General features: G+C 75.7%; 21 protein-coding genes. 13 read left to right on the top strand and 8 right to left on the bottom strand.

What is annotated here, in order from left to right; translation table 11 throughout:
• Positions 1-14: 14 nt before the first annotated feature.
• Entirely contained in the window at positions 15-1,679 is a 1,665-nt protein-coding gene (locus MLV88_RS09195; protein ID WP_242360876.1) for a zinc-ribbon domain-containing protein, read from the top strand.
• The gene (locus MLV88_RS09190; protein ID WP_243337330.1) at positions 1,676-2,458 is read left to right on the top strand and encodes a hypothetical protein; all 783 of its coding nucleotides are present in this window, start codon (positions 1,676-1,678) and stop codon (positions 2,456-2,458) included. The genes MLV88_RS09195 and MLV88_RS09190 overlap by 4 nt, the downstream gene beginning before the upstream one ends.
• 21 nt (positions 2,459-2,479) lie before the next feature.
• Here the strand turns inward: MLV88_RS09190 and MLV88_RS09185 are convergent, their stop codons facing one another.
• Positions 2,480-2,647, bottom strand: a complete 168-nt coding sequence (locus MLV88_RS09185) for a twin-arginine translocase TatA/TatE family subunit (RefSeq protein WP_242340352.1) — start codon at positions 2,645-2,647, stop codon at positions 2,480-2,482.
• A 93-nt stretch (positions 2,648-2,740) separates the two neighbouring features.
• Between MLV88_RS09185 and MLV88_RS09180 the strand changes: the two genes are divergently transcribed.
• Positions 2,741-3,514 (top strand): glycerophosphodiester phosphodiesterase, encoded by a 774-nt coding sequence (locus MLV88_RS09180; RefSeq protein ID WP_242356302.1) that lies wholly within the window; start codon positions 2,741-2,743, stop codon positions 3,512-3,514.
• On the opposite strand, the gene MLV88_RS09175 is transcribed toward MLV88_RS09180, so the two are convergent.
• Positions 3,492-4,505, bottom strand: coding sequence for a hypothetical protein (locus MLV88_RS09175; protein ID WP_243337329.1), 1,014 nt, complete (start codon positions 4,503-4,505; stop codon positions 3,492-3,494). The genes MLV88_RS09180 and MLV88_RS09175 overlap by 23 nt on opposite strands.
• Positions 4,506-4,785: 280 nt before the next feature.
• On the opposite strand from MLV88_RS09175, the gene MLV88_RS09170 reads away from it, so the two are divergent.
• The 5 genes from MLV88_RS09170 to MLV88_RS09150 all read left to right on the top strand — a co-directional run bounded on the left by MLV88_RS09170 (position 4,786) and on the right by MLV88_RS09150 (position 10,432).
• Entirely contained in the window at positions 4,786-5,013 is a 228-nt protein-coding gene (locus MLV88_RS09170) for a hypothetical protein (RefSeq protein WP_242340355.1), read from the top strand.
• Between the two features lie 77 nt (positions 5,014-5,090).
• On the top strand, positions 5,091-6,653 hold the full coding sequence (locus MLV88_RS09165) for a sensor histidine kinase (RefSeq protein ID WP_242361518.1): 1,563 nt from the start codon (positions 5,091-5,093) through the stop codon (positions 6,651-6,653).
• Positions 6,622-7,974, top strand: coding sequence for a sigma-54-dependent transcriptional regulator (locus tag MLV88_RS09160; RefSeq protein ID WP_242356303.1), 1,353 nt, complete (start codon positions 6,622-6,624; stop codon positions 7,972-7,974). The genes MLV88_RS09165 and MLV88_RS09160 overlap by 32 nt, the downstream gene beginning before the upstream one ends.
• Before the next feature lie 95 nt (positions 7,975-8,069).
• Positions 8,070-9,401, top strand: coding sequence for a cytochrome ubiquinol oxidase subunit I (locus tag MLV88_RS09155; protein ID WP_242356304.1), 1,332 nt, complete (start codon positions 8,070-8,072; stop codon positions 9,399-9,401).
• A complete protein-coding gene (locus MLV88_RS09150; protein WP_242340359.1) occupies positions 9,398-10,432 on the top strand; it encodes a cytochrome d ubiquinol oxidase subunit II in 1,035 nt (344 codons plus the stop codon). The genes MLV88_RS09155 and MLV88_RS09150 overlap by 4 nt, the downstream gene beginning before the upstream one ends.
• Positions 10,433-10,439: 7 nt before the next feature.
• Here MLV88_RS09150 and MLV88_RS09145 read toward each other — a convergent pair whose 3' ends face one another.
• From MLV88_RS09145 to MLV88_RS09120, 6 genes are all read right to left on the bottom strand, one after another.
• Complete coding sequence (locus MLV88_RS09145) at positions 10,440-11,489, bottom strand: threonine aldolase family protein (RefSeq protein WP_242340360.1); 1,050 nt, start codon at positions 11,487-11,489, stop codon at positions 10,440-10,442.
• Positions 11,490-11,554: 65 nt separating this feature from the next.
• Positions 11,555-13,732: a thioredoxin domain-containing protein gene (locus tag MLV88_RS09140; RefSeq protein WP_242340361.1), complete on the bottom strand. Its 2,178-nt coding sequence runs from the start codon at positions 13,730-13,732 to the stop codon at positions 11,555-11,557.
• Positions 13,733-13,786: 54 nt separating this feature from the next.
• Complete coding sequence (locus MLV88_RS09135; RefSeq protein WP_242361502.1) at positions 13,787-14,011, bottom strand: hypothetical protein; 225 nt, start codon at positions 14,009-14,011, stop codon at positions 13,787-13,789.
• 104 nt (positions 14,012-14,115) lie between these two features.
• The gene (locus MLV88_RS09130; RefSeq protein ID WP_242361499.1) at positions 14,116-15,555 is read right to left on the bottom strand and encodes an RtcB family protein; all 1,440 of its coding nucleotides are present in this window, start codon (positions 15,553-15,555) and stop codon (positions 14,116-14,118) included.
• A 208-nt stretch (positions 15,556-15,763) separates the two neighbouring features.
• A complete protein-coding gene (locus tag MLV88_RS09125; protein ID WP_242361497.1) occupies positions 15,764-16,198 on the bottom strand; it encodes an archease in 435 nt (144 codons plus the stop codon).
• Between the two features lie 48 nt (positions 16,199-16,246).
• Entirely contained in the window at positions 16,247-17,644 is a 1,398-nt protein-coding gene (locus MLV88_RS09120; RefSeq protein ID WP_242356305.1) for an MATE family efflux transporter, read from the bottom strand.
• 277 nt (positions 17,645-17,921) lie between these two features.
• On the opposite strand from MLV88_RS09120, the gene MLV88_RS09115 reads away from it, so the two are divergent.
• The 5 genes from MLV88_RS09115 to ruvA all read left to right on the top strand — a co-directional run bounded on the left by MLV88_RS09115 (position 17,922) and on the right by ruvA (position 23,800).
• On the top strand, positions 17,922-19,916 hold the full coding sequence (locus tag MLV88_RS09115) for a potassium transporter Kup (RefSeq protein ID WP_242356306.1): 1,995 nt from the start codon (positions 17,922-17,924) through the stop codon (positions 19,914-19,916).
• A 75-nt stretch (positions 19,917-19,991) separates the two neighbouring features.
• Positions 19,992-21,236 (top strand): MFS transporter, encoded by a 1,245-nt coding sequence (locus MLV88_RS09110; protein ID WP_242356307.1) that lies wholly within the window; start codon positions 19,992-19,994, stop codon positions 21,234-21,236.
• A 40-nt stretch (positions 21,237-21,276) separates the two neighbouring features.
• Entirely contained in the window at positions 21,277-22,533 is a 1,257-nt protein-coding gene (locus MLV88_RS09105) for an MFS transporter (RefSeq protein ID WP_243337327.1), read from the top strand.
• Between the two features lie 53 nt (positions 22,534-22,586).
• Positions 22,587-23,210 (top strand): crossover junction endodeoxyribonuclease RuvC, encoded by a 624-nt coding sequence (gene ruvC / locus MLV88_RS09100; protein ID WP_242354013.1) that lies wholly within the window; start codon positions 22,587-22,589, stop codon positions 23,208-23,210.
• Entirely contained in the window at positions 23,207-23,800 is a 594-nt protein-coding gene (gene ruvA, locus MLV88_RS09095) for a Holliday junction branch migration protein RuvA (RefSeq protein ID WP_242341281.1), read from the top strand. Before ruvC ends, ruvA begins: the two co-directional genes overlap by 4 nt.
• The last annotated feature ends 18 nt before the right edge of the window (positions 23,801-23,818 follow it).

Genomic DNA, 23,818 nt, shown 5'->3' with positions numbered 1-23,818 from the left:
CCGAGTGGGGCCGCATGATCGTCCTCTGCACCAGCTGTCAAGCGAGGTTCCGCGTCGCGGACGAGAAGATCGGCCCGCGCGGCGCCAAGGTGCGCTGCTCGCAGTGCAAGACGGTCTTCGCCGTGCAGCGTGAGCACGGCGGGACGCCGCCCGCCGCGGTGCCCGCCCCGGCGCCGCGCGCGCCGGCGCTCGACGTCGAGCTCGAGCCGCCCGCGCGCTCCTCCGCACCGGCGTCCGGCGATCCCTTCGCGTTCCCCCCGCCGCCGGAGCCGTCGTTCGCTCGCCCGGACACCTTCGCTGCCCCTTCGTTCGATCCGTTCGCCCCCGCGGCGCCCGCCGGGCCGGAGGCCGACCCCTTCGCGTGGACCATCCCGGCGCCCGCCGCGCGCGAGCCGCACGCGACCGAGGCCGATCCCTTCCAGGCGGCGGATCCGTTCGCCTCCTCGACGGCGAGCGACGATCCGTTCGCCGCCGGCGCCGGCGACGCCGCCGGCGCGCCCGAGGAAGAGGCCTCCTCCTTCGGGGCCGACCCCTGGGCCGCGACCGGCAGCGCGGCGCTCGCGGAGGTGGCGGACGGTCCCGCGGAGTCCTCGGGCCGCGCGCGCGGGCTGCCGCTCACGGACCTCGCCGACCTGCTCGGCGCCGCGCCGGCTCCCGCCGAGCCGCCGCCCGAGCCCGCCGGCGAGGCGGCCCCGCCCTCCGGGCCCGATCTGACGCTCGAGGATCGCGAGACGCCGGCGGCGTTCCGTGCGTCCGGCGGCGGCCGCGACCGCTCGCGCGGCGCGTTCGGCGGCTCGGAGCCGGCGTTCGGCGGGCCGGGTCTCGCGCTCGACTCCGAGCCCGCGTTCGCCTTCGGTGCGCCGGGCCTCGAGCTGTCCGAGCTCTCCTCGCACCCCGAGCCGTCCTTCGCACCCGCGCACCACGCCTCCGCCGCGCTCGCCCTCGCCACGGAGCCGACGCCTGCGCCCGCTCCGCGCGCCCCGCTCCGCCCGCCGCCCCTGCCGATCCCGGCGCACGTCCCCACGACGCTAGACTTCATCCCCGTCGCCGAGGTGCCGGAGCCGCACGCGCCGGTGCGCGCGGCGCCGTTCACGGCCCCGCCCGCCTCGGCGCGGCGAGGCTCCTCGGCGCGCGGCGCGCGGCTGACCGCGCTCGCCGTGAACGCCGTCGCGCTCGTGGCCGTGCTCGCCATCGCGCTCGCGATGCTCGTCGTGTGGCGCGGCGGGCGCATCGAGGCCGCGGCGTTCCGGCCGGCGGCCATCGCCGCCGCCCTCCGCCACGGCACGCCCGCGGGCCCGTTCGTCGCGTCCGACGTCCGCAGCGGCCTCTACGATAGGGAGCGCGCCGCCCCCATCCTGTTCGTCCGCGGCTCCATCGTCTCGCACGCGCCGGCGCGGGTCCGCTCGGTCCGGGTCGCGGTGGAGGTGGTGCGCGAGGGGACGGTGATCGCGCGCGGGGAGGCGCTCGCGGGGGCGGTCCCGGGCCCGGAGGATCTCTGGCGCGCGGCCACTCCGGAGGCGCTCGCCCGGGCGTCCCGCGCCGCCGCCCGGCGTGCGCCCGACGAGATCCGGCCCGGGGACGAGGTGCCCTTCCTCGTCGCGATCGACGAGTACCCGCCGCAGCTCGCCGGGGCGGCGCTGCGCATCTCCGCCGCGCCGGAGGAGGCGCGCCGGAGGTGACGGGCGCGACCGCGCCGGAGGTCCTGGCGGCGCGGCGGCTCGCGCGGCGGCTCGGGGCGCTCGAGGAGGGAGAGATCCGCGCCCGCGCCGCGGGCCGCGCGCTCGGCGCCGAGGCGCCCGCCGCGGCGGCGGTGCTCGTCGCGGCGCTCGCCCGCGCGCCCGACCCCGCGTCTCGCGTCGCCATCGCCGCGGTCGGCCAGGCCCTCGCGGATCCCGATCCCGAGCTGTCCTACGCGTGGCGCGCCGAGCTCTACGCGGCCGCCACCGAGCGCGGCCTCGACGAGGTCACGAGCCTGCTCGTCTCCCCCGCGCCGCTGCGCGCGTTCCCCGCCGCGCGCGCCCGGCCGGATCCCCGGCTCGCGGGGCTGTCGATGGGTCACAAGAAGGCGTTCGCGCGCGGGCGCCGCGATCCCGATCTCCTCGCGCGTCTGGCGGCGGAGGGCGATCCCGCCGTCGTCGAGGAGCTGCTGCGGAACCCGCAGCTCACGGAGCCGTTCGTCGTCCGCATCGCGGCGCGCCGCCCGTGCCGGCCCGAGACCCTGCGCCGCCTCTTCGAGTCGCGCTGGTGCAGCCGGCCCGCGGTCGCCCGCGCGCTGGCGCGGAACCCGTACGCGGAGCCCGAGCTCGCGCTGAAGCTCGTCCCTTCGCTCCCCGGGCCGGACCTGCGCGCGCTGGCGGAGGATCTCGCGATCCACCCGCTCGTCCGCGCCCTCGCCCGGAAGCTCCGGCGGGAGCGGGGCCGCCGCGACGGGTCGTCTCCGAAAGCGCGGCCGCTCTAGACGACGGCTCGTGGTTCGCGATCACCTCGGGTGCCGCGAGTCACCCTCCCGCCCGCGCGCCGGCGGCTCGCCGGAGGCGCCCGCGCGCGCGTTGCGCACGGCGCGGCCGAGCGCGTCGCCGAGCGCGGGGATGCGCGTCGCGCCGAAGACGAGGAGGGTGACGAACAGGACGAGGAGGAGCTCGGTCATCGGGATCCAGCGCGGCCGCTGCCGCGAGCGAGGTAGAATAGCCGCGCGCCCCCCTCGATGCCAGGCGCGGGGAGCGCGCCCATGCCGGGAGCAATGACCGATGCGCCGCGGGTCGCGGGGCGGCCCCTCGTCCTGGGGCACCGCGGCGCGAGCGCCGACGCGCCCGAGAACACGCTCTCCGCCTTCCGCCTCGCGCTCGAGCAGGGCGCGGACGGGGTCGAGCTGGACGTGTGGCGCTGCGCCACCGGGGAGCTGGTCGTCTTCCACGACGAGGACGCGGCCCGCCTCACCGGCGTCGCCCTCTCCGTCCCCGACGCGCCCTTCGCGGCGCTGCGGGCGCTCGACGTCGGCGCGCTCCGCGGAGACCGCTTCCGGGGTGAACGGATCCCGCGCCTCGAGGAGGTGCTCGAGGCCCTGCCGGGCGCGGTCCTGAACGTGGAGCTCAAGTCGCGCCTCCGCCGCGCCGACCTCGGGCTCGCCACCGCGGTCGCGGGGGTCCTCCGCCGCGCGCGCGCCGGCGGCCGCGTCCTCGTGTCGTCGTTCGACTACCGGCTCGTGGTGGCGTTCCGCGTCGCCGCGCCGGAGCTCCCGGTGGGGCTGCTCGTCGAGGCCGAGCGTCCGCGCCGCGTCCTGACCGCGCTCGCGACGCGGCTCTTGCGGCCCGCCGCGATCCACCCCGAGCGCCAGCTCGTCACCCCCGCCCGTGCGCGCGCCTGGGCGAAACGCGGACTCGCGGTGAACGTCTGGACGGTGGACGATCCCGAGGAGGCGCGCCGGCTCGCCGCGCTGGGCGCGGCGGCGATCATCACGAACGCGCCGGGGCGGATCCGCGCGGCGCTCGCCCCTAGAACTCCCAGCCCGCCTTGAGCGCGCCGCCCCACGTGGAGGCGAGCCGGTAGTCCGGGTACTCGTCCGCCGCGGGGTTGGCCTTCCCGTCCTTCGTCGCGCCGCCGAAGTACGTGACCTCGCCCGCGAGCGAGACGACGTGGGCGGTGAAGCGCACGCCCGCGGTCGTCCGGTAGAAGCCGGCGCGCAGCTTCGGGAACGCGGCCTGCGTGGAGCGCAGGTCGGCGGGCGCGGTCGCGGTCGTCCCGCCGGCGCGGCGCGGGCCGAAGTCCATCGTCTCGGAGGACGCGCCGACGTAGGTGAAGCGCCCCGCGAGGTAGGGCGTGAAGCTCGTGACCCCGTTCACGCCGAAGCGCTTCGACACCATGAGGTCGAGGTCCGTCGCGCCGAGGTTCCAGTCGCGCTGGCCGAAGAGCTGGGTGTGGGCGACGCGCACCGCGAGGTCGGGCAGCACGCGGAAGCCCTCGTTGAGCGCCCACTTCCCCTCGACCTGCGCGCCGAAGTAGGAGGACTGCGACAGGTAGATCATCCGGCCGCCCAGCTCGAGGCTGAACGGCAGCGACTTACGGACGTGCACCGAGGGCAGGAACAGCTCGTGGGGCGTCATCGAGCGGGTCTGCCACGGGCCGCGCGGCTCGAACACGGGCGGCGAGCCGAACGAGGTCCGGCCGACGGTCCCGGGGTGCACCGCGACGTAGGCCGCCTCGAGGTCGACGTCGAAGCCGACGTAGCCGGTCGTGGAGGCGGGGGTGAGGATCGCGGACGAGAGCGCGAGCGCCGTCTCGGTGGAGAGGATGGCGAAGCGCGTCTTGGCCTCGCTGGCGAGGAGCGCCGCCTCCGAGTCGGAGAGCGTGAAGGGGGTGTCCTGCACCTTGGCGAGCCGCTTCCATACGTCGGCGCTCGGCGCGCCCAGCCGGGCGAGATCGAGATCGAGCGGCTCCCCCGCGAGGGCGAGGCCCGGGCGCAGCGACAGGACGGCGGCGACGGCGATGGGCGCCAGCAGACGACGCATGGAACCTCCAGGGGCGCCTCGCCCGGACGAGCTCCGGCCGGGCAGGCGGCGACGAAGTTACAGCCGGGATCCGGATGGGTCAATTCGAGGAGAATCGCCCCGCCGCCCGGAGCCGTCCGTCCCGGATCTCCTCGCGCGGCGGCGGCCCGAGCTGCCTCGAGGGCCGCAACACCGCGGAATCCGGTCCGACCGGGGCGCCGCGCCGCCCGGCACGCGCCGTGCTCTCCTTCGCGCGCACCGGGCCCAACCCAATCCTTTCAGGCGCCCGGAGGAGACTCACATGCGTAAGATGATCGGCACCCTCGCGGCCCTCGCCGTTTTCGCCTCCGCCGCCCCTGCGTTCGCGCAGGAGACGAAGCCGGAGGCCCCGGCCGCCGCGACGGAGACGAAGACGGAGGCCACGCCGGCCGCGAAGCCGGCGAAGAAGAAGCACACCGCGAAGAAGCACACCGCCAAGAAGGCGGCCGCGAAGACCGAGGCCGCCCCGGCCGCGCCCGCGTCGAAGTAGCCGAACGGTTCCCGGCACCGGCGGCTCACCCCCCGCCGCCGGTGCCGGGTCCCCCGGGCGCGTGAGCTGGAACGATCATGTCCCTCCGTGCCCGCATCATCCTGCTCTTCGCCGCGACGCTGGTCCTCACCCTCGGCGTCGCGTCCTACCTCGGCGAGCGGGTCGCGACCCGCGCCATCGAGGCCACGCTGCGCGAGCGCAGCGTCGACCTCGCGAAGGCGGTCGCGGAGGAGCTGGACCTCTCCCCCGGCACCGACATCGAGAAGGCCGCCGACGCGCTGGCCGAGCAGCTCCGGCCGCGCCGCATCGTGCGCTTCGCCGAGCTCGCCATCCGGCACAAGGGCGAGGTGCGCGTCGCGCGCGTGACGTTCGGGCTCGAGGGCGCCGAGATCGAGGCCGAGACCCGCGCCGCGCGGGCGTTCCCCGTCGAGGCGACGGTGTCGCTCGTCGACGACGGCGAGTCGCGCGGCTGGCGGGTGGACCTCCCCCTCCACGAGGGGCGCACCACCTTCGGCGCGCTGCGGATCGAGACGACGCTCTCGGAGGTCGAGGAGATCGCCAGCACCGAGCGCCGCGAGTTCTTCCTCGTCGCCGGGGTGGGGGCCGCGGTCCTCGCCGTGCTGTTCACGTTCCTCCTCGGTCACATGCTCGTGCGGCCGCTGTCGCAGCTGGCGGTCGCCATCGAGGGCGTCCAGTCGGGCGCCATCGACGCGGAGGGGGTGCCCGGCCCGGAGCGGTCCGACGAGATCGGCGTGCTCGCCCGCGGCCTGCGCGCCATGCTGCAGCGGGTGCGCCGCTTCAACGACGACCTCGCCGCCATGGTCGCCGACGCGACGGCCGACCTCGCCCGCAAGAACCGCGAGCTCGCCGAGCTGAACCGGCTCCTGTTCGAGGCGCGCCGGGACCTCGTCTCCAAGGAGCGGCTGGCGGCGCTCGGCCAGCTCTCCGGCACCATCGCCCACGAGCTCGGGAACCCCCTCAACACGATCAGCGGCCACGTGCAGCTCCTCGCGCGCGATCCGGCGTGCCCGCCCGAGCTCAGCGCCGGGCTCGAGGTCGTGGAGAGCGAGGTGCGGCGGATGACCGCCATCATCCGGCGCTTCCTCGACTCGGCCCGCGGCCTGCGGCCCGAGGCGGCGCCGGTGGACCTCGCCGCGCTCGTGCACGAGGCGCTCACCCTCAACGTGCCGGAGGCCGACCGGGCGCGCCTCGAGCTCGTGCGCGAGGTGCCGCCCGATCTCGCCCAGGTGCGCCTCGATCCCGCGCTGGTCGGCCACGTGCTCGGGAACCTCGTGTCGAATGCGGTCGAGGCGATGCCGGGGGGCGGCCGGCTGGCGGTGCGCGCCGCCCGGCGCGGCGGGCTCCTCGGGCTCTCGGTGAGCGACACGGGGGCCGGGCTGCGCCCCGAGGAGCGCAAGCGGATCTTCGAGCCGTTCTACACGACGAAGCCCTCCGGCAAGGGCACCGGCCTCGGGCTCGCCATCTCGCGCGAGATCGCGGCGGCCCTGCGCGGACGCATCGAGGTGGAGAGCACGCCCGGCGCGGGCGCGACGTTCACGCTTTGGATCCCGACCCCGGCGGCGGACGGGGCGGAGGAGGAGGGGGGCGATGGCGCGCTTCAGGATCCTGGTCGTCGATGACGATCGCGCGAGCCGCGAGCTGCTCGCGCGGATCCTCGTCGCGCGCGGCCACGACGTGCTGGCGCTGCCGGACGGCAAGGACGCGCTCGCGGCGCTCGAGCGCGGGCCGGTGGATCTCGTCGTCTCCGACATCCGCATGGCGGACGTGGACGGGCTGCAGCTCACGGATCGCATGCGCGAGGCCGCCCCCGACACCCCGGTCGTGCTCGTGACCGCGTTCGGCAACGTCGAGGGGGCCGTGGAGGCGATCCGCCGCGGCGCGTTCGACTACATCTCGAAGCCCTACGACGTCGACGCGATCGCCGTGGTGGTCGAGCGGGCGCTCCGCCAGCGCGCGCTCGTCCTCGAGAACCGGGCGCTGCGAGGGCAGGTCCGCGAGCGCTACCGGCTCGAGGACGTCGTGGGCCGGAGCGAGGCGATGCTGGAGGTCTACAAGACCGCGGCGCGCGTCGCGCCGAGCCCGGCCACCGTGCTCATCCTCGGCGAGAGCGGGACCGGCAAGGAGCTCGTCGCCCGCGCGATCCACGCCGCCTCGCCGCGCGCCTCGGGGCCGTTCGTGCCGGTGGACTGCGGGGCGATCGCGGAGGGGGTGCTCGAGTCCGAGCTCTTCGGCCACGCCCGCGGCGCGTTCACCGGCGCGCAGGCCAGCCGGCGCGGGCTCTTCGAGGAGGCCCACGGCGGAACGCTGTTCCTGGACGAGATCGGCGACGTCGGCCCCGCGCTGCAGGCGCGCCTCCTGCGCGCCCTCCAGGAGGGCGAGATCCGCCGGGTGGGCGCGAACGAGCCGGTGCAGGTGGACGTGCGCGTCGTCGCGGCGACGAACAAGGACCTCGCGGCGGCGGTGCAGGCCGGGCGCTTCCGCGAGGACCTCTACTACCGCCTCAACGTGGTGACGCTCCGCATCCCGCCGCTCCGCGATCGGCGGGAGGACATCCCGCTGCTCGTCGAGCACTTCGCCGCGAAGCACGGGCACCCGCAGGCGGTGGTCACGCCCGCCGCGCGCGAGATGCTCGTCGGCTGGCGCTGGCCGGGGAACGTCCGCGAGCTCGAGAACGTCGTGGCGCGCGCCCTCGCCTTGAACCCCACCGGCGTCATCGAGCCGGACGCGCTCCCCGAGTCGATCCGCGGGCCGGGCGCGGCGCCCATCCCGGCCGTCGCCGCCGGTGAGCGCCCCACCCTCGCGGAGCTCGAGCGCCGCTACGCCGCGCAGGTGCTCGCCGAGCAGGGGGGGAACAAGACGCGCGCCGCGGAGGTGCTGGGCATCGACCGCAAGACGCTCTACCGGATCCTGGGGGAGGAGCGGGAGGAGTCGAAGGCCTAGCGGAGCCGCCCGCGGGTTCGGTGTCACCCTGCGGCGAAGTGCCCACGCCCGAGCGGGACTCGCGCGGGACCGCCGCAGCGCTACATCAGGGGCCCGTGAACGACCTCCTCGCTGCCCGCTGGCTTTTCGGGACCTCGCTCGCCTTCCACATCGTCTTCGCGGCGGTCGGCGTCGCGATGCCGCTCTTCATGGTGCTCGCCGAGTGGCGCTTCCGGCGCACCGGCGCGCCGGCCTACCTCGAGCTCGCGAAGCGCTGGGCCAAGGGGACCGCCATCCTCTTCGCCGTCGGGGCGGTCTCCGGGACGGTGATCTCGTTCGAGCTCGGGCTCCTCTGGCCGCGCTTCATGGAGTTCGCCGGGCCCATCATCGGGATGCCCTTCTCGCTCGAGGGCTTCGCGTTCTTCGCTGAGGCGATCTTCCTCGGCATCTACCTGTACGGCTGGGGCCGGGTGGGGCCGCGGCTGCACCTCGCGAGCGGCGTCGTGGTCGCGGCGAGCGGCGCCGCCTCGGCGTTCTTCGTCACGCTCGCGAACGCGTGGATGAACGTGCCGGCGGGCTTCGCGGTGCTCCACGGCGCCGCCTCGGACGTGCAGCCGCTCGTGGCCATGTTCCCGCCGGGCTGGGCGCACGAGGTGGTGCACGTGCTGCTCTCGAGCTACGTCGCGACCGGGTTCGCGGTGGCCGGCATCCACGCGCTCTTCCTGCTGCGCGATCCGGCGAACGCGTTCCACCGCGGCGCGCTCCGCGTGGCCCTCGGCGTCGGGGCGGTCGCGGCCCTCCTCCAGCCCATCTCGGGCGACTTCTCCGCGCGCCAGGTGGCGGCGACCCAGCCCGTGAAGCTCGCCGCGCTGGAGGGGCAGTTCCGGACCGAGCGCGGCGCGCCGCTCCGGGTCGGCGGGCTCCCCGACGTCGAGGCGCGGGAGACGCGCCTCGCCCTCGAGATCCCCTACGGCCTCTCGCTCCTCGCCTTCCACGACCCGCGGGCGGAGGTGCGCGGCCTCGAGGCGTTCCCGCGCGAGAACTGGCCGAACGTGCGGAACGTCCACCTCGCCTTCCAGGCCATGGTCGGCCTCGGCAGCGCGCTCGCGCTCGTCGCGCTCGCGTACCTGTATCACCGGCTCCGCGGGAAGCCCCTGCCGCGCCTCCTCCTCCGGGCGGTGCTCGTCACCTCGCCCTTCGGCTTCCTCGCCCTCGAGGCGGGCTGGCTCGTCACCGAGTGGGGCCGGCAGCCGTTCACGATCCGCGACGTCATGCGGACGGCGGACGCGGTGACGCCGGTCGGCAACATCGCCGTCCCGTTCGTGGCGTTCACGATCCTCTACCTGTTCCTCGCGGCGATGGTGATCGTCCTCCTCCGCCGCCAGATCGCGAAGAGCCCGCCCGCGTCCGAGGTCGGGGCGCCCGCGCCGGCGGAGGGCGCCCTGTGACAGCCGCGGATCTCCTCGGCGGCGCGATCCTCGCCGCGCTCGTGCTCTACGCGCTCCTCGGCGGCGCGGACTTCGGCGGCGGCATCTGGGATCTCCTGGCGACGGGCCCGCGCAAGCGGGCGCAGCGCGAGCTCGTCGAGCACGCGATCAGCCCGATCTGGGAGGCGAACCACGTCTGGCTCATCCTCGTCATCGTCCTCCTCTTCACCGCCTTCCCGAAGGCGTTCGCGGCGATCTCGATCACGCTCTTCGTGCCGCTCGTGCTGCTCCTGTTCGGGATCGTGCTCCGCGGGGCGGCCTTCACCTTCCGCACCTACGACACGCCGGAGGACCGCGTCCAGGTGCGCTGGGGGCTCGTCTTCTCCGCCTCCTCCGTGCTCGCGCCGGTCGTGCTCGGGGTGATCGTCGGCGCCATCGCCTCCGGCCGGCTCGCGGGGCCGCCGGAGGGGGTCGATCCGCTCGCCTGGCTCGCGCCGTTCCCGCTCGCGGTGGGCTTCTTCGCGGCGGCCCTCTTCGCGTTCCTCGCCGCGACCTACCTCGCCGTCGAGGCGCGGGACGCGCTGCGGGAGGACTTCCGGCGCCGCGCCATCGGGGCGGGCGCCGCCGTGTTCCTCGCCGCCGCGCTGGCGGGCGTCCTGTCCTGGTACGACGCGCCCCTCGTGTTCGCCGGGCTCCTCCGGCGCGGCTTCTCGCTGCCGCTCCACGTTGCCACCGCGGTCGCGGCGGTGACGGCGTTCGCCGCGCTGTTCCGCCGCCGCTACCGCCTCGCGCGCGCGGCGGCGGCGGCGCAGGTCACGCTCATCGTGCTCGGCTGGGGCGCCTCGCAGTACCCGTACCTCGTCGTCCCGGGCCTCACGCTGGCGACGGCGAGCGCGCCGCGCGCGACGCAGGTGGCCGTGCTGTGGGCGCTCGCCGCGGGCGCGATCTTCCTCTTCCCGGCCCTGTACCTGCTGTTCCGCGTGTTCAAGGGCGAGCGGCCGTTCTCGGTCCTGGACCGGCGGCCCGCGCCGGGCCCGCGGGGCGAGGGCTAGGCGCCGGCTACCGCTGCGCCGCCACCGCCGCGACGTCGCCGACGAGCGCGCGGACGTCGTCGTCGGTCACGTCCCACGCGCACATGAAGCGGGAGCCGCCGCCGATGAAGTCGTAGAAGCGCCAGCCGCGCCCGCGGAGCGCGTCCGCGGCCCCGGGCGGCAGGGCGGCGAACACGGAGTTCGCCTCGCGCGGGTGGAGGATCCGGACCGACGGGATGGCGCGGAGCCCGGCCTCGAGGCGGGCGGCCTGCTCGTTCGCGCGCCGCGCGTGGCGGAGCCAGGCGCCGTCGCGGAGCATGCCCACCCACGGGGCCGCGAGGAACCGCATCTTCGAGGCGAGCTGGCCGGCCTGCTTGCAGCGATAGTCGAACTCCGCAGCGAGGGCGCGATCGAAGAACACCACCGCCTCGCCGACCGCCATGCCGTTCTTCGTCCCCCCGAAGCAGAGGACGTCGACGCCCGCCTTCCAGGTGAGCTCCCTCGGCGCGACGCCGAGCGAGGCGACCGCGTTCGCGAAGCGGGCCCCGTCCATGTGGAAGCGCAGCCCGCGCGCCTTCGCGCGCGCGCCGATCGCCGCGAGCTCCTCCGGCCGGTAGACCGTGCCGAGCTCGGTCGCCTGCGTGACGGAGACCACGCGCGGCTTCGGGTAGTGGATGTCGCTGCGCTTCTCGACCATGTGGTCGATGCCGGCGGGGTCGATCCGGCCGTCCGCGCCGGGGAGGGTGAGCACCTTCGTGCCGTTCGAGAAGAACTCGGGCGCGCCGCACTCGTCGGTCTCGACGTGGGCGGCCTCGTGGCAGAGGATCGAGTGGTAGGACTGGCAGAGGGACGCGAGGGCGAGCGAGTTGGCGGAGGTGCCGTTGAAGACGAAGAACACCTCGCAGTCGGTCTCGAACGTCTCGCGGAGGAGGTCGGCCGCTCGCGCGGTGTAGCGGTCGTCGCCGTACCCCGGCGCGTGGCCGGCGTTCGCCTCCGCCATGGCCGCCCAGGCCTCCGGGCAGATGCCGGCGTAGTTGTCGCTCGCGAAGTGGCGCCGCTCGTGCGGGGGGGTGATCATGAGGCGCGCATGGTAAGGCCGGGCGCCCGCCGCGCGCCAGCGGCGGCGAGGACGGGCCTGCGGCCTCACCGGTAAGGGCGGACCGGCGCGATCTGCGAGGCCAGCTTCTCGGGCGCGATCGCCGGCAGCCGGCACTGGCCGCGCTCGCAGACGTAGGCGGTCGGCCGGCCGTTCAGGGCGACCTTCTCCGCCGCCACCGGCGCCACGCGCCCGAGCCGCTCGAGCACCGCGCCCTCGGGGGCCCCGGCGATGGCGCGGTTCGGGAGGAAGCTCCGCCTGAGCACGGACACGAACGGCTCCGGCGCGCTCTCGCCCTCCGGCCAGACGAGCACCACCTCGCGCGCGGCGTCCAGGGCGAAGTCGACGGCGAGGAGCAGCTCGGTGAAGGAGGCGGGGTGCTCCCCGATCGCCAGCGCGTAGTGGCGGAGCGCGCCCTCGGCGCGGAGGCGCCAGCGGTCGTCGGTGGTGAACGCCGAGAGCCGGAGCGCGTTCACGAGCGCGACCGAGGCGCCGGACGGCTCCGCGCCGTCGTGGGTGGGCTTCTCGCGGGCGAGGAGCCGCTCGTGGTCGGCCGCGGTGCCGAACCACCCGCCGCCCTGCGGGTCGCCGAACAGCGCCTCGAGCCGCTCGGACAGCTCGACCGCCGCCTCGAGCCAGCGCGGGTCGAACGTCGCCTCGTAGAGATCGAGCAGCCCCTGCGCGACGAAGGCGTGGTCGTCGAGGAAGGCCGGGACGCCCGCCGCGCCGTCGAGCCAGGCGCGGCGCAGCCGGCCCTCCACGACCATCCGCCCGAGCACGAACTCGGCGGCGCGGGCCGCCGCCACGACGTGGCGCTCCTCGCCGAGGGCACGACCCCCGAAGGCGAGCGCCGAGATCGCGAGGCCGTTCCAGCCGGCGAGGATCTTCTCGTCGCGCAGCGGTCGCGGGCGTTCCTCGCGCGCCGCGTACAGGATCGCGCGCTGCGGCGCGAGCGCCTCCCACGCGTCCTCGTCCGGCGCGGGGACGTGGAGGATGTTCCGGCCCTCGAAGTTCCCCCGCTCGCTCGCGCCGTGGAAGCGCATGAAGCGCTCGGCCCCCTCGCCCAGGCGCTCGCGGAGCTCCGCCGCGCTCCAGACGAAGAACCTCCCCTCCTCGCCCTCGGAGTCGGCGTCGGTGGCGGAGTAGAGCGCCCCCTCCGGAGAGGTCATCTCGCGCCCGAGGTAGTCGAGGGTCTGGCGGACCACGCGCGCGAGGTCCCGCCGCCCGGTGACCTGGAACGCCTCGGCGTAGGCGACCGCGAGGAGCGCGTTGTCGTACAGCATCTTCTCGAAGTGGGGGACGAGCCAGGCGGTGTCGGTGGAGTAGCGGTGGAACCCGCCGCCCACCTGGTCGTGCAGCCCGCCCGCCGCCATCTTCTCCAGCGTGAGGGTCGCCATCCGGAGCGCCTCCGGATCGCGCGCCCGGCGGTGGTAGCGGAGGAGGAAGCGCACCGGCAGGCTGGAGGGGAACTTCGGCGCGCGGCGCAGCCCGCCGTTCACCGGGTCGAACGCGTCGCGGAATCCGCGGAACGCCGCCTCGAGCACCTCCGGCCCCGGCGTGTCGGAGGCGGGCGGCCCCTGCGGCGCGAGCGCCCCGCGGACCGCCTCCACGAGCGAGCGCGTCGCCGCCTCCACGCGCCCGGCGTCGCGCGCGTACAGGTCGGCGACCTCGCCCAGGATCGAGAGGAACCCGCGGCCGGCGCCGCGATCGCCGTCGCGGGCCGGGAAGTAGGTCCCGCCGAAGAACGGCTCCCGGTCCGGCGTGAGCCACACGCTCATGGGCCAGCCGCCGCTGCCCGTCAGGAGCTGCACCGCGGTCATGTAGAGCCCGTCCACGTCGGGCCGCTCCTCGCGGTCCACCTTGATGGGCACGTAGCGCTCGTTGAGGACGCGCGCGATCTCCTCGTCCTCGAACGACTCGCCCTCCATCACGTGGCACCAGTGGCAGGTCGAGTAGCCGACGGAGAGGAACACCGGGCGGCCGGTGCGACGGGCCTCCTCGAAGGCCTCCTCGCCCCACGGCCGCCAGCTCACCGGGTTATGAGCGTGCTGGAGGAGGTAGGGGCTCTTCTCGAGGATGAGACGGTTCGTGAACCGAGGCCGCCCCTGCGCGTCGAGGTGATGGGTGCGGGGGACGTAGCCGTCGCCCTTCGCGCGCACCGCGTCGGTGAGCCGTCGCGCGAGCGCCTCCGGGAACGGGTCCGCTCCGGGCAGCCTGTCCATCATGGACGGTGCTTAACGGGGGGCGGGCGCCCGCTCATGGTGACCCGCCAGGGACCCTCAGAAGAGGTCTTCGAGGGACTTGGCGATCCGGGCCTCGATCTCCGCGCGCATGCGCCGGGCCGCCTGCACGGTCTCCTCGATGGCGGCCTGCAGATCGCCCGCGGACCCGCCCGGGATGACGCGCAGCGCCTCCCGGGGGAGGCGGCCCTCCGCGGGCGCATCGCCGCCTCGCCGCCCACCGGGCAGGACCACGAGCCGCGCGCGTGGGACGTCCACGTCCATGAGAACAAGCTACGGCGCCGAACGGGCGCGGGAAGGGACCCGCGGAAGGCCCACGCGGCCCCGCCCGACGTCTCGCGGCGCCCCCGGTCGCCCCGAGCGGGCGCTCAGCCCTTGATCACACCCATCGGCTCGAGCCGGGCGACGAGGCGCGAGATCCCCGCGCCGTCCATGACCGCCACGACCTGCGCCACGTCCTTGTAGGCCTCGCTCATCTCCTCGGCGAGGGTCTTCTTCCCGCGCGCGATGACCTCGATGCCCCGCGCGGCGAGCTCGCGCGCGATGGAGCGCCCGCGCCCGCGCCGGAGCGCCTCCCCGCGCGACATGAGCCGGCCTGCGCCGTGGCACGAGCTGCCGAAGGTGTCGGCCATCGCCCGCGCGGTCCCCGCGAGGACGTAGGAGTAGCGGCCCATGTCGCCCGGGATGAGCACCGGCTGGCCGGCGGCGCGGTAGGGCGCCGGCACGCGGGGATCGCCGGGCCCGAAGCAGCGCGTCGCCCCCTTGCGGTGCACGAGGACCCGCCGGACGACCCCGTCGACCGCGTGCTCCTCGAGCTTCGCGACGTTGTGGCAGACGTCGTAGAGGACGCGGGCGCCGAGCTCGCGCTCCGAGATCGCGAGGGCGTGGAGGAGCGCGCGCACGGCGAGGCCGGTCATCACCTGGCGGTTCGCCCAGGCGAAGTTCGCGGCGGCCTGCATCGCGCCGAGGTAGCGCTGGCCGAGCGCGCTCGCGATCGGCGCGGCGGCGAGCTGCGGATCGGGGAGGGTCGCGTAGTCCTCCCCGAACTCGCCGCGCCGCGCGGCGATCTCGGCGACGAACTCGTCGCAGACCTGGTAGCCGAGGCCGCGCGAGCCGGTGTGGATCTGGATCGCCACCCGGCCCGGGACGAGCCCGAACGCCTCGGCGACCACCGGGTCGTACACCTCGGCGATCCGGTCCACCTCCAGGAAGTGGTTCCCGCTCCCGAGCGTGCCGAGCTGATCCGCGCCGCGCGTCCGCGCTCGCGCGCTGACGGCCGACGGATCGGCGCCGGAGAGCCGGCCGCCCTCCTCGCAGCGCTCGGCGTCGTCGCTCGCCGCGGCGAACCCGCGCCGGACCGCCCAGCGAGCGCCGCCCGCGAGGACCTCGTCGAGCGCGTCGTCCGAGAGCCGCGGGATGGCGCTCTTAGCCCCCACGCCGGTGGGGATGTCGCGGTAGAGCTGGGCGGTGACCGCGTGCAGCCGCGGGCGGACGTCCTCCGCCTCGAGGGCGGTGGTGAGGACCCGCACGCCGCAGTTGATGTCGTAGCCCACGCCGCCCGGCGACACGGCGCCGTGCTCGGCGTCCATCGCCGCCACGCCGCCGATGGGGAACCCGTATCCCCAGTGGATGTCCGGCATCGCCAGCGAGAAGCGGAGGATGCCGGGCAGGTGCGCGACGTTCGCGACCTGCTGGAGCGCGGGGTCGTCCGGCGCCGGCGGCCCGACGCTGTAGACCCGGCCCGGCACGCGCATGCGCCCTTCGCGCGGGATCTCCCACAGGTCGCCCTCGATGCGCCGGAGCTTCATTCGTTCCTCGCCAGACGAGAGTTCGAGGTTCGCGATGGTCCCCAGGGAGGGGCCCCGTCGCGAAGCGACGGGGAGGGACGCAGTCCCTCCCGGCGGGGAACGGTCGCGAACCCGCGAAGCGGGCGCGACCGTTCACGGGCCCCGCCGAGCAGGGGTGGGGCCCCGACGACGGCGGCCAGCCGTCGGCGGGGCGGGGGCGCAGCCCCCGTCATATATCGAAGACCGCCTGCGCCACCCACCCCGCACCCTCGCGCTCGAGCCGCGCCGCGTGCCAGGTGACCGCCTTCAGATCCGCGCCCTCCGCGTGCAGCACCGGATCGCGCCGGCCGAAGGCGACGACCGCCTCCGTCCCCGCCGCGTCCACCCGCAGCACCTCGCAGGCCGCCGGGACGAGCGCCTCGGTCGCCAGCCGGTACAGGAGCTCGCGCAGCAGCGCCACGGCGCTGCCCGCGAGGCCCGGCCCACCCTCCACCGCGACGCGCTCCTCCCGCTCGGCCGCGACGGCGGCGCCGCCCGCCGCGAGCGCCGCGAACGCGAGGACGAGCCGCGCGAGCGCCTCCTCCGCCGTGGCGCCGCGGGTGCGCACCCCCACGTCGGCCGTGTGGCCGAGGTCCTCGTACGGCTGCGGCAGCGAGAGGCGCATCCCGGGGGAGCTTAGCCTCCGCACGCGCCGGCGCCGGGTCCGCGCGGGTCAGCCCGCCTCGACGGCCGCCCGGTCGGCGAGGGGCACGATCTCGCGCGCGGAGACGCGGAGGAAGCGCGCGTAGAGGCCCACCGCCACGGCGGTGAGCCCGAGGACGAAGCCCCACCACAGCCCGGTGACGCCCAGCCCGAGGGTGAACCCGAGCAGCACGGTCGCGGGGAAGCCGAGCGCCCAGTGGCCGACCAGGTTCGCGGCGAACGCGAAGCGGGTCTCGCCCGCGCCGCGCAGCACGCCGGCGCCGACGCCCTGGATGCCGTCGGAGAGCTGGAACAGCGCGGCGATGCGCAACAGCGGCACCGCGGCCGCGACGAGCGCGGGGTCGTCGGTCATCGCCCGAGCGATGGGCCCGGGGAAGAGGAAGAAGACGAGCCCGGAGAGCGACATGAACGCGGCCCCCGAGCCGAACGCGGCGAGGCCCGCCCGGCGCGCGCCCGCGCGATCGCGACGGCCCACCGCCCAGCCCACGCGCACGGAGCCGGCGTTGCCGAAGCCGATCGCGACGGTGAACGTGAGGCTCGCGATGGAGATGGCGAGCTGGTGCGCCGCGAGCGGGAGCGCGCCGAACCGGCCGGCGAGGAAGCCGACGAGCGCGAAGATGCCGACCTCCGCGCCCATGTGCAGGCCGACGGGGAGCCCGACCGCGAGGGCCGCCCGGAGCGCGGGGCCGTCCGGCGCGCGGGCGACGCGCCCCGGCGGCCGCGGCACGCCGCGAACGGCGAGCGCGAGCAGGGCGGCCTGGGCGACCGCGCAGAGGCTCGTCGCGATCGCCGCCCCCGCGGCGCCGAGCGGCGGGATGGCGCGGAGCGGGCCGGCCACGGCGGGGAGCCCTGCGCCGCCGAACACGAGGAGCACGTCGGCGGGGACGTTGAGGAGGTTCGCGAGCACCGTCGCGACGACCATCGGCCGGACCACGCCGTGCGCCTGGAGGTAGGCGCGGCCCGAGAAGTAGAGCAGGAAGAACGGCAGCCCCGGCAGCCGCCACACGAGGTAGCGCCCCCCCTCTCGCGCGACGTCCGCGTCGATCCCGAGCGGCTCGAGCGCCGCAGGCGCGAGCAGGAACGGGACGGCGAGGGCCGCGGAGAGGGCGAGGGCGAGCCAGGTCCCCTGCCAGAGGAGGCGGCGCGCGCGGGCGTCGTCCCCCGCGCCGAGCGCCTGCGCGATGAGGGGATCGAGGCCCTGCATGACCCCCATCCCCAGCACGGACAGCGCCATGAACAGCACGTTGCCCAGGCCGACACCGGCGAGGGGCAGGGGGCCCGCCCGCCCCACGACCGCGGTGTCCACGACGCCCATGAGCGCCTGTCCGCCCTGGGCGATCGCGAGCGGGACGGCGAGTCGAACGAGCGCGGAGACCTCCGCGCGGAGCGGGCTTACGGCGGGCGTCACGGGGGGCGGAACATACTCGCAACCGGCCGGGGGCGCAGCCGGTCGGCGTACCCTTCCACACCTCGCCCTCCGGCCACGGCGGGGTCCACGCCGGCGGGGGAGCCGCCGCCTTCTCTGGCGCGGCGTAGCGTACCCAGGGTCCGGGTGCCGTCATCGGCCGGGCGGCGTCCACAGCTTGAATCAGCAGAGATCCCGGAGATCTGGCCCGATCGCGGGTTAGCCTCTCGACGGCCGGGGCCCGACATGTTTACCTCCCGCCGCCCTCGCTGGGCCCTCGATGTCAGAAACCCGCTCACCGCGCGCCGGTCCTGAAACCTCCCGCAGCGCCACCCCGGCCGCCGCCGAGGCGGCCGTCGTCGCCACGCTGGCACCTGCCCACGGGCATCGCGCGCCCGCGAGAGGCGCCGCGCTCGCGAAGCTCGCGCTCGGCGCCCTCGGCGTCGTCTACGGCGACATCGGCACGAGCCCGCTCTACTCGCTGAAGGAGTGCTTCACCGGGCACCACGGCGTCGCCCCGAGCGCGGCGAACGTGCTCGGCGTCCTCTCGCTCGTGTTCTGGGCGATGACGTTCGTCGTCACGTTCAAGTACCTGTCCTTCGTGATGCGGGCCGACAACCGAGGGGAGGGCGGCATCCTCGCCCTGCTCGCCCTGGTCGGCCGCCACGAGGCCCGCCGCCGGGGCAGACAGCTCCTCCTCATCCTCGGGCTCTTCGGCGCGGCGCTCCTCTACGGCGACGGCGTCATCACGCCGGCCATCTCCGTCCTCGGCGCCGTCGAGGGCCTCACGGTCGCCGCGCCGGCGCTCGCGCACTGGGTCGTGCCCGTCACCGTCGGCATCCTCGCGCTCCTGTTCTTCATCCAGCGGCGCGGCACGGCGGTGGTCGGCGCGGTGTTCGGCCCGGTGATGCTCGTGTGGTTCGCCTGCATCGCCATCCTGGGCGTGCGCGGGATCCTCTTCGACGCCTCGATCCTGCAGGCGGTGCTGCCGACGCACGCGATCGGCTTCTTCGCCCGGAACGGCTGGCAGGGGTTCCTCGTCCTCGGCGGCGTGGTCCTCGTCATCACGGGCGGCGAGGCGCTCTACGCGGACATGGGCCACTTCGGGAAGCGCCCGATCCGCTTCGCGTGGCTCCTCGTGGCGATGCCCGCCCTGCTCCTCAACTACATGGGGCAGGGGGCGATCCTCCTCCACGATCCGGAGGCGGCGCGGAACCCGTTCTTCCTGCTCGTGCCCGAGTGGGCGCTCTACCCGATGATCGCGATCGCCACCGCGGCCGCGATCGTCGCGTCGCAGGCCCTCATCTCCGGCGCGTTCTCGCTGACGCGCCAGGCGGTCCAGCTCGGCTACTCGCCGCGCGTGACCATCCGGCACACCTCCTCGACCGAGATCGGCCAGATCTACGTGCCGGAGGTGAACGCGCTCCTCGGCATGGCGACCATCGCCCTCGTGCTCGGGTTCAAGACCTCCTCGAACCTGGCGGCCGCGTACGGCATCGCGGTGACGGGCACGATGGCGATCACGACGCTGCTCTTCCACAGGGTCGCGCGCGATCTGTGGCGCTGGCCGCGCTGGCGCGCCTGGCCCGTCACGCTCCTCTTCCTGTTCGTGGACGTGTCCTTCCTCGGGGCGAACATCATCAAGGTCGAGGAGGGCGGGTGGTTCCCGCTCGCCGCCGCCGCGTTCGTGTTCACGCTGCTGTCCACCTGGAAGCGCGGCCGCGAGGCGCTCGCGGAGATGATGCGCGGCGCGGGCCTGCCGCTCGACGTGTTCCTCGAGGACATCGCGCGCCGCAAGCCCCAGCGCGTGCCCGGGACGGCCGTGTTCATGACCGGGAACACCGGCACCGTCCCGCCCGTGCTCCTGCACCACCTGAAGCACAACAAGGTGCTGCACGAGCGCGTGGTGCTCGCCTCCCTCATGACCGAGGAGATCCCCTCCATCCCCGACGCCGAGCGCGTCAGCGTGAAGGAGCTCGGCTCCGGCTTCTTCCAGGTGGTCGCCCGCTACGGCTTCATGGAGACCCCGGACGTGCCGGCGATGTTCGCGTCGCTGCCCCGCCGCAAGCTCGACGGGCCGAAGATCGAGCTGAAGCCGATGGAGACGACCTACTACCTCGGCCGCGAGACGCTCCTGCCGACGGGACCCTCCAAGATGTCGCGCTGGCGCAAGCGGCTCTTCATCATCATGGCGCGGAACGCCCAGACCGCGAGCGCGTTCTTCGGCCTGCCGCCGAACCGCGTGGTCGAGATGGGCGCGCAGATCCAGCTCTAGCGAGCCCGGCCCGGTCGGCGCGGACGCGGCTCGCCGCCTCGCCGAGCACGCCGCGACGCCGCCCCGCTCCCGACGATGCGCTGGCCCGACGCCCTCCGCTCCCTTCGCAAGCGCGACCTGCGGCTCTTCTTCGCCGGGCAGAGCGTCTCGCTCGCCGGCACCTGGATGCAGGGCGTCGCGCAGTCGTGGCTCGTGTGGCGGCTCACGCGCTCCTCCGAGCTCCTCGGCGTCGTGAACTTCCTCGGCCAGGTGCCCGTCTTCCTGTTCGGCATCTGGGCGGGCTCGATCGCCGATCGCCACCCCCGCCGGCGCATCGTCCTCCTCACCCAGACGAACGCGATCTTCCAGGCGGTGCTGCTCGCCGCGCTCACCCTCGCGGGCGTCGTCCGGCCCTGGCACGTGGTGGTGCTCGCCGGGATGCTGGGGCTCACCTACGCCTTCGAGATCCCGGCCCGCCAGGCGCTCCTCGCCGACATCGCCGGCAGCGACGCGCCGAACGCCATCGCGCTCAACTCCTCGATCGTGAACTCGGCGCGCATCGTGGGCCCGGCGCTCGCGGGCGCCCTCGTCGCCGCGGTGGGGGAGGGCTTTTGCTTCGCGCTCAACGCGCTCTCCTTCGCCGGCACCTACTACGCGCTCGTGAAGATGCATCCGCCGCCGCAGCCGACGGTGGAGGGGGGCCGTCGCGCCCACCTGCTCGAGGGGCTCGCCTACGCTGGGCGAACCGGCCACGTGCGGGCGCTGCTCGCGCTCCTCGCCGTCTCGAGCTTCTTCGCCATGCCCTACCAGGCGCTCCTGCCGGTGGTCTCGGCGGAGGTGCTCCACGGCGGGGCGGGGCTGTATGGGCTCCTGCTCGGCAGCGCCGGCGCCGGCGCGCTCGTCGGCGCGGTCGGCCTCCTCCTGCGCAAGGGGCTCGCCGGCCTGGGCCGCCGCGTGGCGCTCGGCACGACCCTCCTCGGCGCGGGCCTCCTCGCGCTCTCCTTCTCCCGCCACCCGGTCGTCGCCGGCGCCTCGCTCGTCGTGGCCGGGTTCGGGTTCATCACCCAGATGGCCGGCACGATGACGCTCTTGCAGGGGCTCGCGCCGGTCGACATGCGGGGGCGGGTGATGGGGCTCTTCTCGACCCTGTTCGTGGGCGTGACGCCGTTCGGCTCCCTCGCCGCCGGCTTCGCCGCGAGCCGCTTCGGCGCCCCGCGCACCATCGGCGCCGGAGCGGCGGTGGTGATCTGCGCGAGCGCCGTGTTTCACCTCGCGCTCCCGCGCCTGCGCCGGACCGTGCTCGCGCAGCACCCCACGCTCTTCCCGCCTGCGTCGCAGTGAGCGCGAGAGGCCCCGCCCCCGGAACCGGACCCGACCCCCCTTGCGCCGCCCCCTCCCCCCATCCAGCGCCACGCCGCCCCAGGGCTGGCTCGCCTTCTCCGTCGTCGCGGTCGGTACGGTCATGGCGACGCTCGACGGCAACATCGTGAACGTCGCGCTGCCGACCCTCGGCCGCGAGCTCGGCGCGGCGGTCGGGCCGCTGCAGTGGGTCGTGAACGCGTACCTGCTCGCGATCACCGCGACGCTCGTCCCCCTCGGCCGGCTCGGCGACCGGTTCGGGCACCGCGCCGTCTACACCGCCGGGCTCCTCGTGTTCACGGCGGGGTCGGCGCTCTGCGGGCTCGCCGGCGGGCTCGGCGTGCTCGTCCTGTCGCGCGGGGTCCAGGCGCTGGGCGCGAGCGCGATGATGGCGATCGGACCGGCGATCATCACCGCGGCGTTCCCGGCCAGCATGCGCGGGCGCGCGCTCGGGGCGGCCGGCACCGTCGTCGCCCTCGGCCTCACCGCGGGGCCGCCGCTCGGGGGCCTCATCCTCACGCACCTCTCCTGGCGCTGGATCTTCTACGTGAACGTGCCCATCGGGATCGCCGGCGCGGCCTGGGCGCTGCGGGTCCTCGCGCGCGGCGGCGGGAACGCGGGCGGGCCGCTGCTCGACACGCGGCTGTTCAGGATCCCGCTCTTCACCTGGGGCCTCGTCGCGGGGCTGCTCTCCTACGCCGCGATGTTCTCGCAGACGTTCCTCACGCCCTTCTTCCTCGCGCGCGTGCTCGGGCTCGCCCCCGGGTCGCTCGGGCTCGTCCTCGCCGCGGTCCCGCTGGCGCTGTCGGTGGCGTCGCCGCTCTCCGGCTGGATCGCCGATCGCCTCGGGGGGCGGTGGCTCCCCGCGGTCGGGATGCTGCTCCTCGCGGCGGGCCTCACGGCGCTGTCGTTCGCGAGCGCGCAGGGCGGCGCCGCCGGGTTCGCGGCGCGCCTCGCCCTGTGCGGCGCCGGGATGGGGCTCTTCCAGGCGCCGAACAACGCGCTCGTCATGGGCGCGCTGCCGCGCGAGCGGCTCGGCTCGGGCGGCGGCCTGCTCGCGACCGCGCGGAGTGCCGGGATGGCGGCGGGGGTGGGGCTCGCGGGCGCGCTGTTCGCGCTGCGCGCCGGACCCGGCGCGAGCGGCGAGGCGTTCCTCGGCGGCTACGCGCTCGCGCTCCGCGCCGGCGCTGCGGTGGCCGTGCTCGCCGCGGCGGCGTCGCTCGCCCGCGGCGCCGCCCCGGCCCCAGCGCCGCGAGGGTCGCCGCCGCGCACCGCATGAGGCCGCGCCGGGCGTTCGCTTTACGGTCGCCCGCCCTCTGCTACATTGCCCTCGTGATCGCCCTCGGGATCGACCCCGGCTCGCGCCGCTGCGGCTACGGCGTCGTGGCGCGCGAGGGGACGCGGCTCGTCGTCCTCGCGTCGGGGGTGCTCGTCCCCGGCGCGGACCGCCCCATGGCCGAGCGGCTGGCGCGCATCCTCGAGGGCCTCGCCGAGGTGATCCGCCGCTCGGGCCCGGCGGAGGTCTCGGTCGAGCAGGTCTTCTGCGGCGTCTCCGCGCGCTCCGCCCTCGTGCTCGGCCAGGCCCGCGGGGTCGCGCTCGCCGCCGCCGCGCAGGCCGGCCTCCCCGTGTTCGAGTACGCGCCCTCGGAGGTGAAGCTCGCCTTCACCGGCTCCGGCCGCGCGTCGAAGGACCAGATGCTCCGCACCGCCCGCATGCTCCTCGGCGCCGCGCCCGACCTCTCCGACGAGGCCGACGCGCTCGCGGTCGCCGTCTGCCACCTCGCGCGCCGCGCGGGGCGGCTCGCGCTCCCGTCCGTCCGGAACGTCGCGGTCGCCGTGCCGTCCGCCGGCCGGGCGCGCGAGGACGCCGTCGCGCCGGTCCCCGCCCGCGATCGCGCCGCCCGCGCCGCCGCGCGCCTGCGGCCCTCGCGCCGCGATCACCGGGGGCTCGCGTGATCGCGCGGCTCTCCGGGAAGGTCGCCGAGAAGGGCGCGGACCACGTCGTGCTCGACGTGGGCGGGGTCGGCTATCTCGTCCACCTCTCCGCCGTGTCCCTCGCGACCCTGCCGCCGCAGGGCGGCGACGCCGCGCTCCGCACGTTCACGAACGTGCGCCAGGACGCCATCGAGCTCTACGGCTTCGCGACGGAGGACGAGGAGGCGGTGTTCCGCGCGCTCATCGACGTGAAGGGCGTTGGCCCGCGCGCGGCGCAGAACATCCTCTCCGGCATCGACGCGCGCGAGCTCGCCCAGGCGGTCGCGGGCGCCGACGTGGCGCGGCTCACGAAGGTGCCCGGCGTCGGGAAGAAGACCGCCGAGCGGCTCGTCGTGGAGCTGAAGGAGAAGCTCGCGCTCCTCGCGCGCGCCGCCGGCCCGGGGCGGGCGAAGCCCGGCGCGGGCGTGCTCGAGCAGCTCCGCCAGGCGCTCGTGAACCTCGGCTACAAGCCGCCCCAGGCCGACGCCGCCGCCGACGCGCTGCGCGACGAGGCGGAGGGGAAGAAGCTCGACGCGCTGCTCCGCGAGGCGCTGAAGCGGCTGCGCGGCTGACCCGCGCGAGGGTCGCGA

The organism is Anaeromyxobacter soli, assembly GCF_022808855.1.
Lineage (GTDB): Bacteria > Myxococcota > Myxococcia > Myxococcales > Anaeromyxobacteraceae > Anaeromyxobacter > Anaeromyxobacter soli.
The sequence above is the reverse complement of the archived record's forward strand: the minus strand, read 5'-3'. Positions and strand labels throughout refer to the sequence as shown.

Coding starts and splice junctions, on each gene's coding strand:
- MLV88_RS09195 (WP_242360876.1), top strand. CDS start 15: ATGATCGTCCTCTGCACCAGCTGTCAAGCGAGGTTCCGCGTCGCGGAC.
- MLV88_RS09185 (WP_242340352.1), bottom strand. CDS start 2,647: ATGACCGAGCTCCTCCTCGTCCTGTTCGTCACCCTCCTCGTCTTCGGC.
- MLV88_RS09180 (WP_242356302.1), top strand. CDS start 2,741: ATGACCGATGCGCCGCGGGTCGCGGGGCGGCCCCTCGTCCTGGGGCAC.
- MLV88_RS09175 (WP_243337329.1), bottom strand. CDS start 4,505: ATGCGTCGTCTGCTGGCGCCCATCGCCGTCGCCGCCGTCCTGTCGCTG.
- MLV88_RS09170 (WP_242340355.1), top strand. CDS start 4,786: ATGCGTAAGATGATCGGCACCCTCGCGGCCCTCGCCGTTTTCGCCTCC.
- MLV88_RS09165 (WP_242361518.1), top strand. CDS start 5,091: ATGTCCCTCCGTGCCCGCATCATCCTGCTCTTCGCCGCGACGCTGGTC.
- MLV88_RS09160 (WP_242356303.1), top strand. CDS start 6,622: ATGGCGCGCTTCAGGATCCTGGTCGTCGATGACGATCGCGCGAGCCGC.
- MLV88_RS09145 (WP_242340360.1), bottom strand. CDS start 11,489: ATGATCACCCCCCCGCACGAGCGGCGCCACTTCGCGAGCGACAACTAC.
- MLV88_RS09140 (WP_242340361.1), bottom strand. CDS start 13,732: ATGATGGACAGGCTGCCCGGAGCGGACCCGTTCCCGGAGGCGCTCGCG.
- MLV88_RS09135 (WP_242361502.1), bottom strand. CDS start 14,011: ATGGACGTGGACGTCCCACGCGCGCGGCTCGTGGTCCTGCCCGGTGGG.
- MLV88_RS09130 (WP_242361499.1), bottom strand. CDS start 15,555: ATGAAGCTCCGGCGCATCGAGGGCGACCTGTGGGAGATCCCGCGCGAA.
- MLV88_RS09125 (WP_242361497.1), bottom strand. CDS start 16,198: ATGCGCCTCTCGCTGCCGCAGCCGTACGAGGACCTCGGCCACACGGCC.
- MLV88_RS09115 (WP_242356306.1), top strand. CDS start 17,922: ATGTCAGAAACCCGCTCACCGCGCGCCGGTCCTGAAACCTCCCGCAGC.
- MLV88_RS09110 (WP_242356307.1), top strand. CDS start 19,992: ATGCGCTGGCCCGACGCCCTCCGCTCCCTTCGCAAGCGCGACCTGCGG.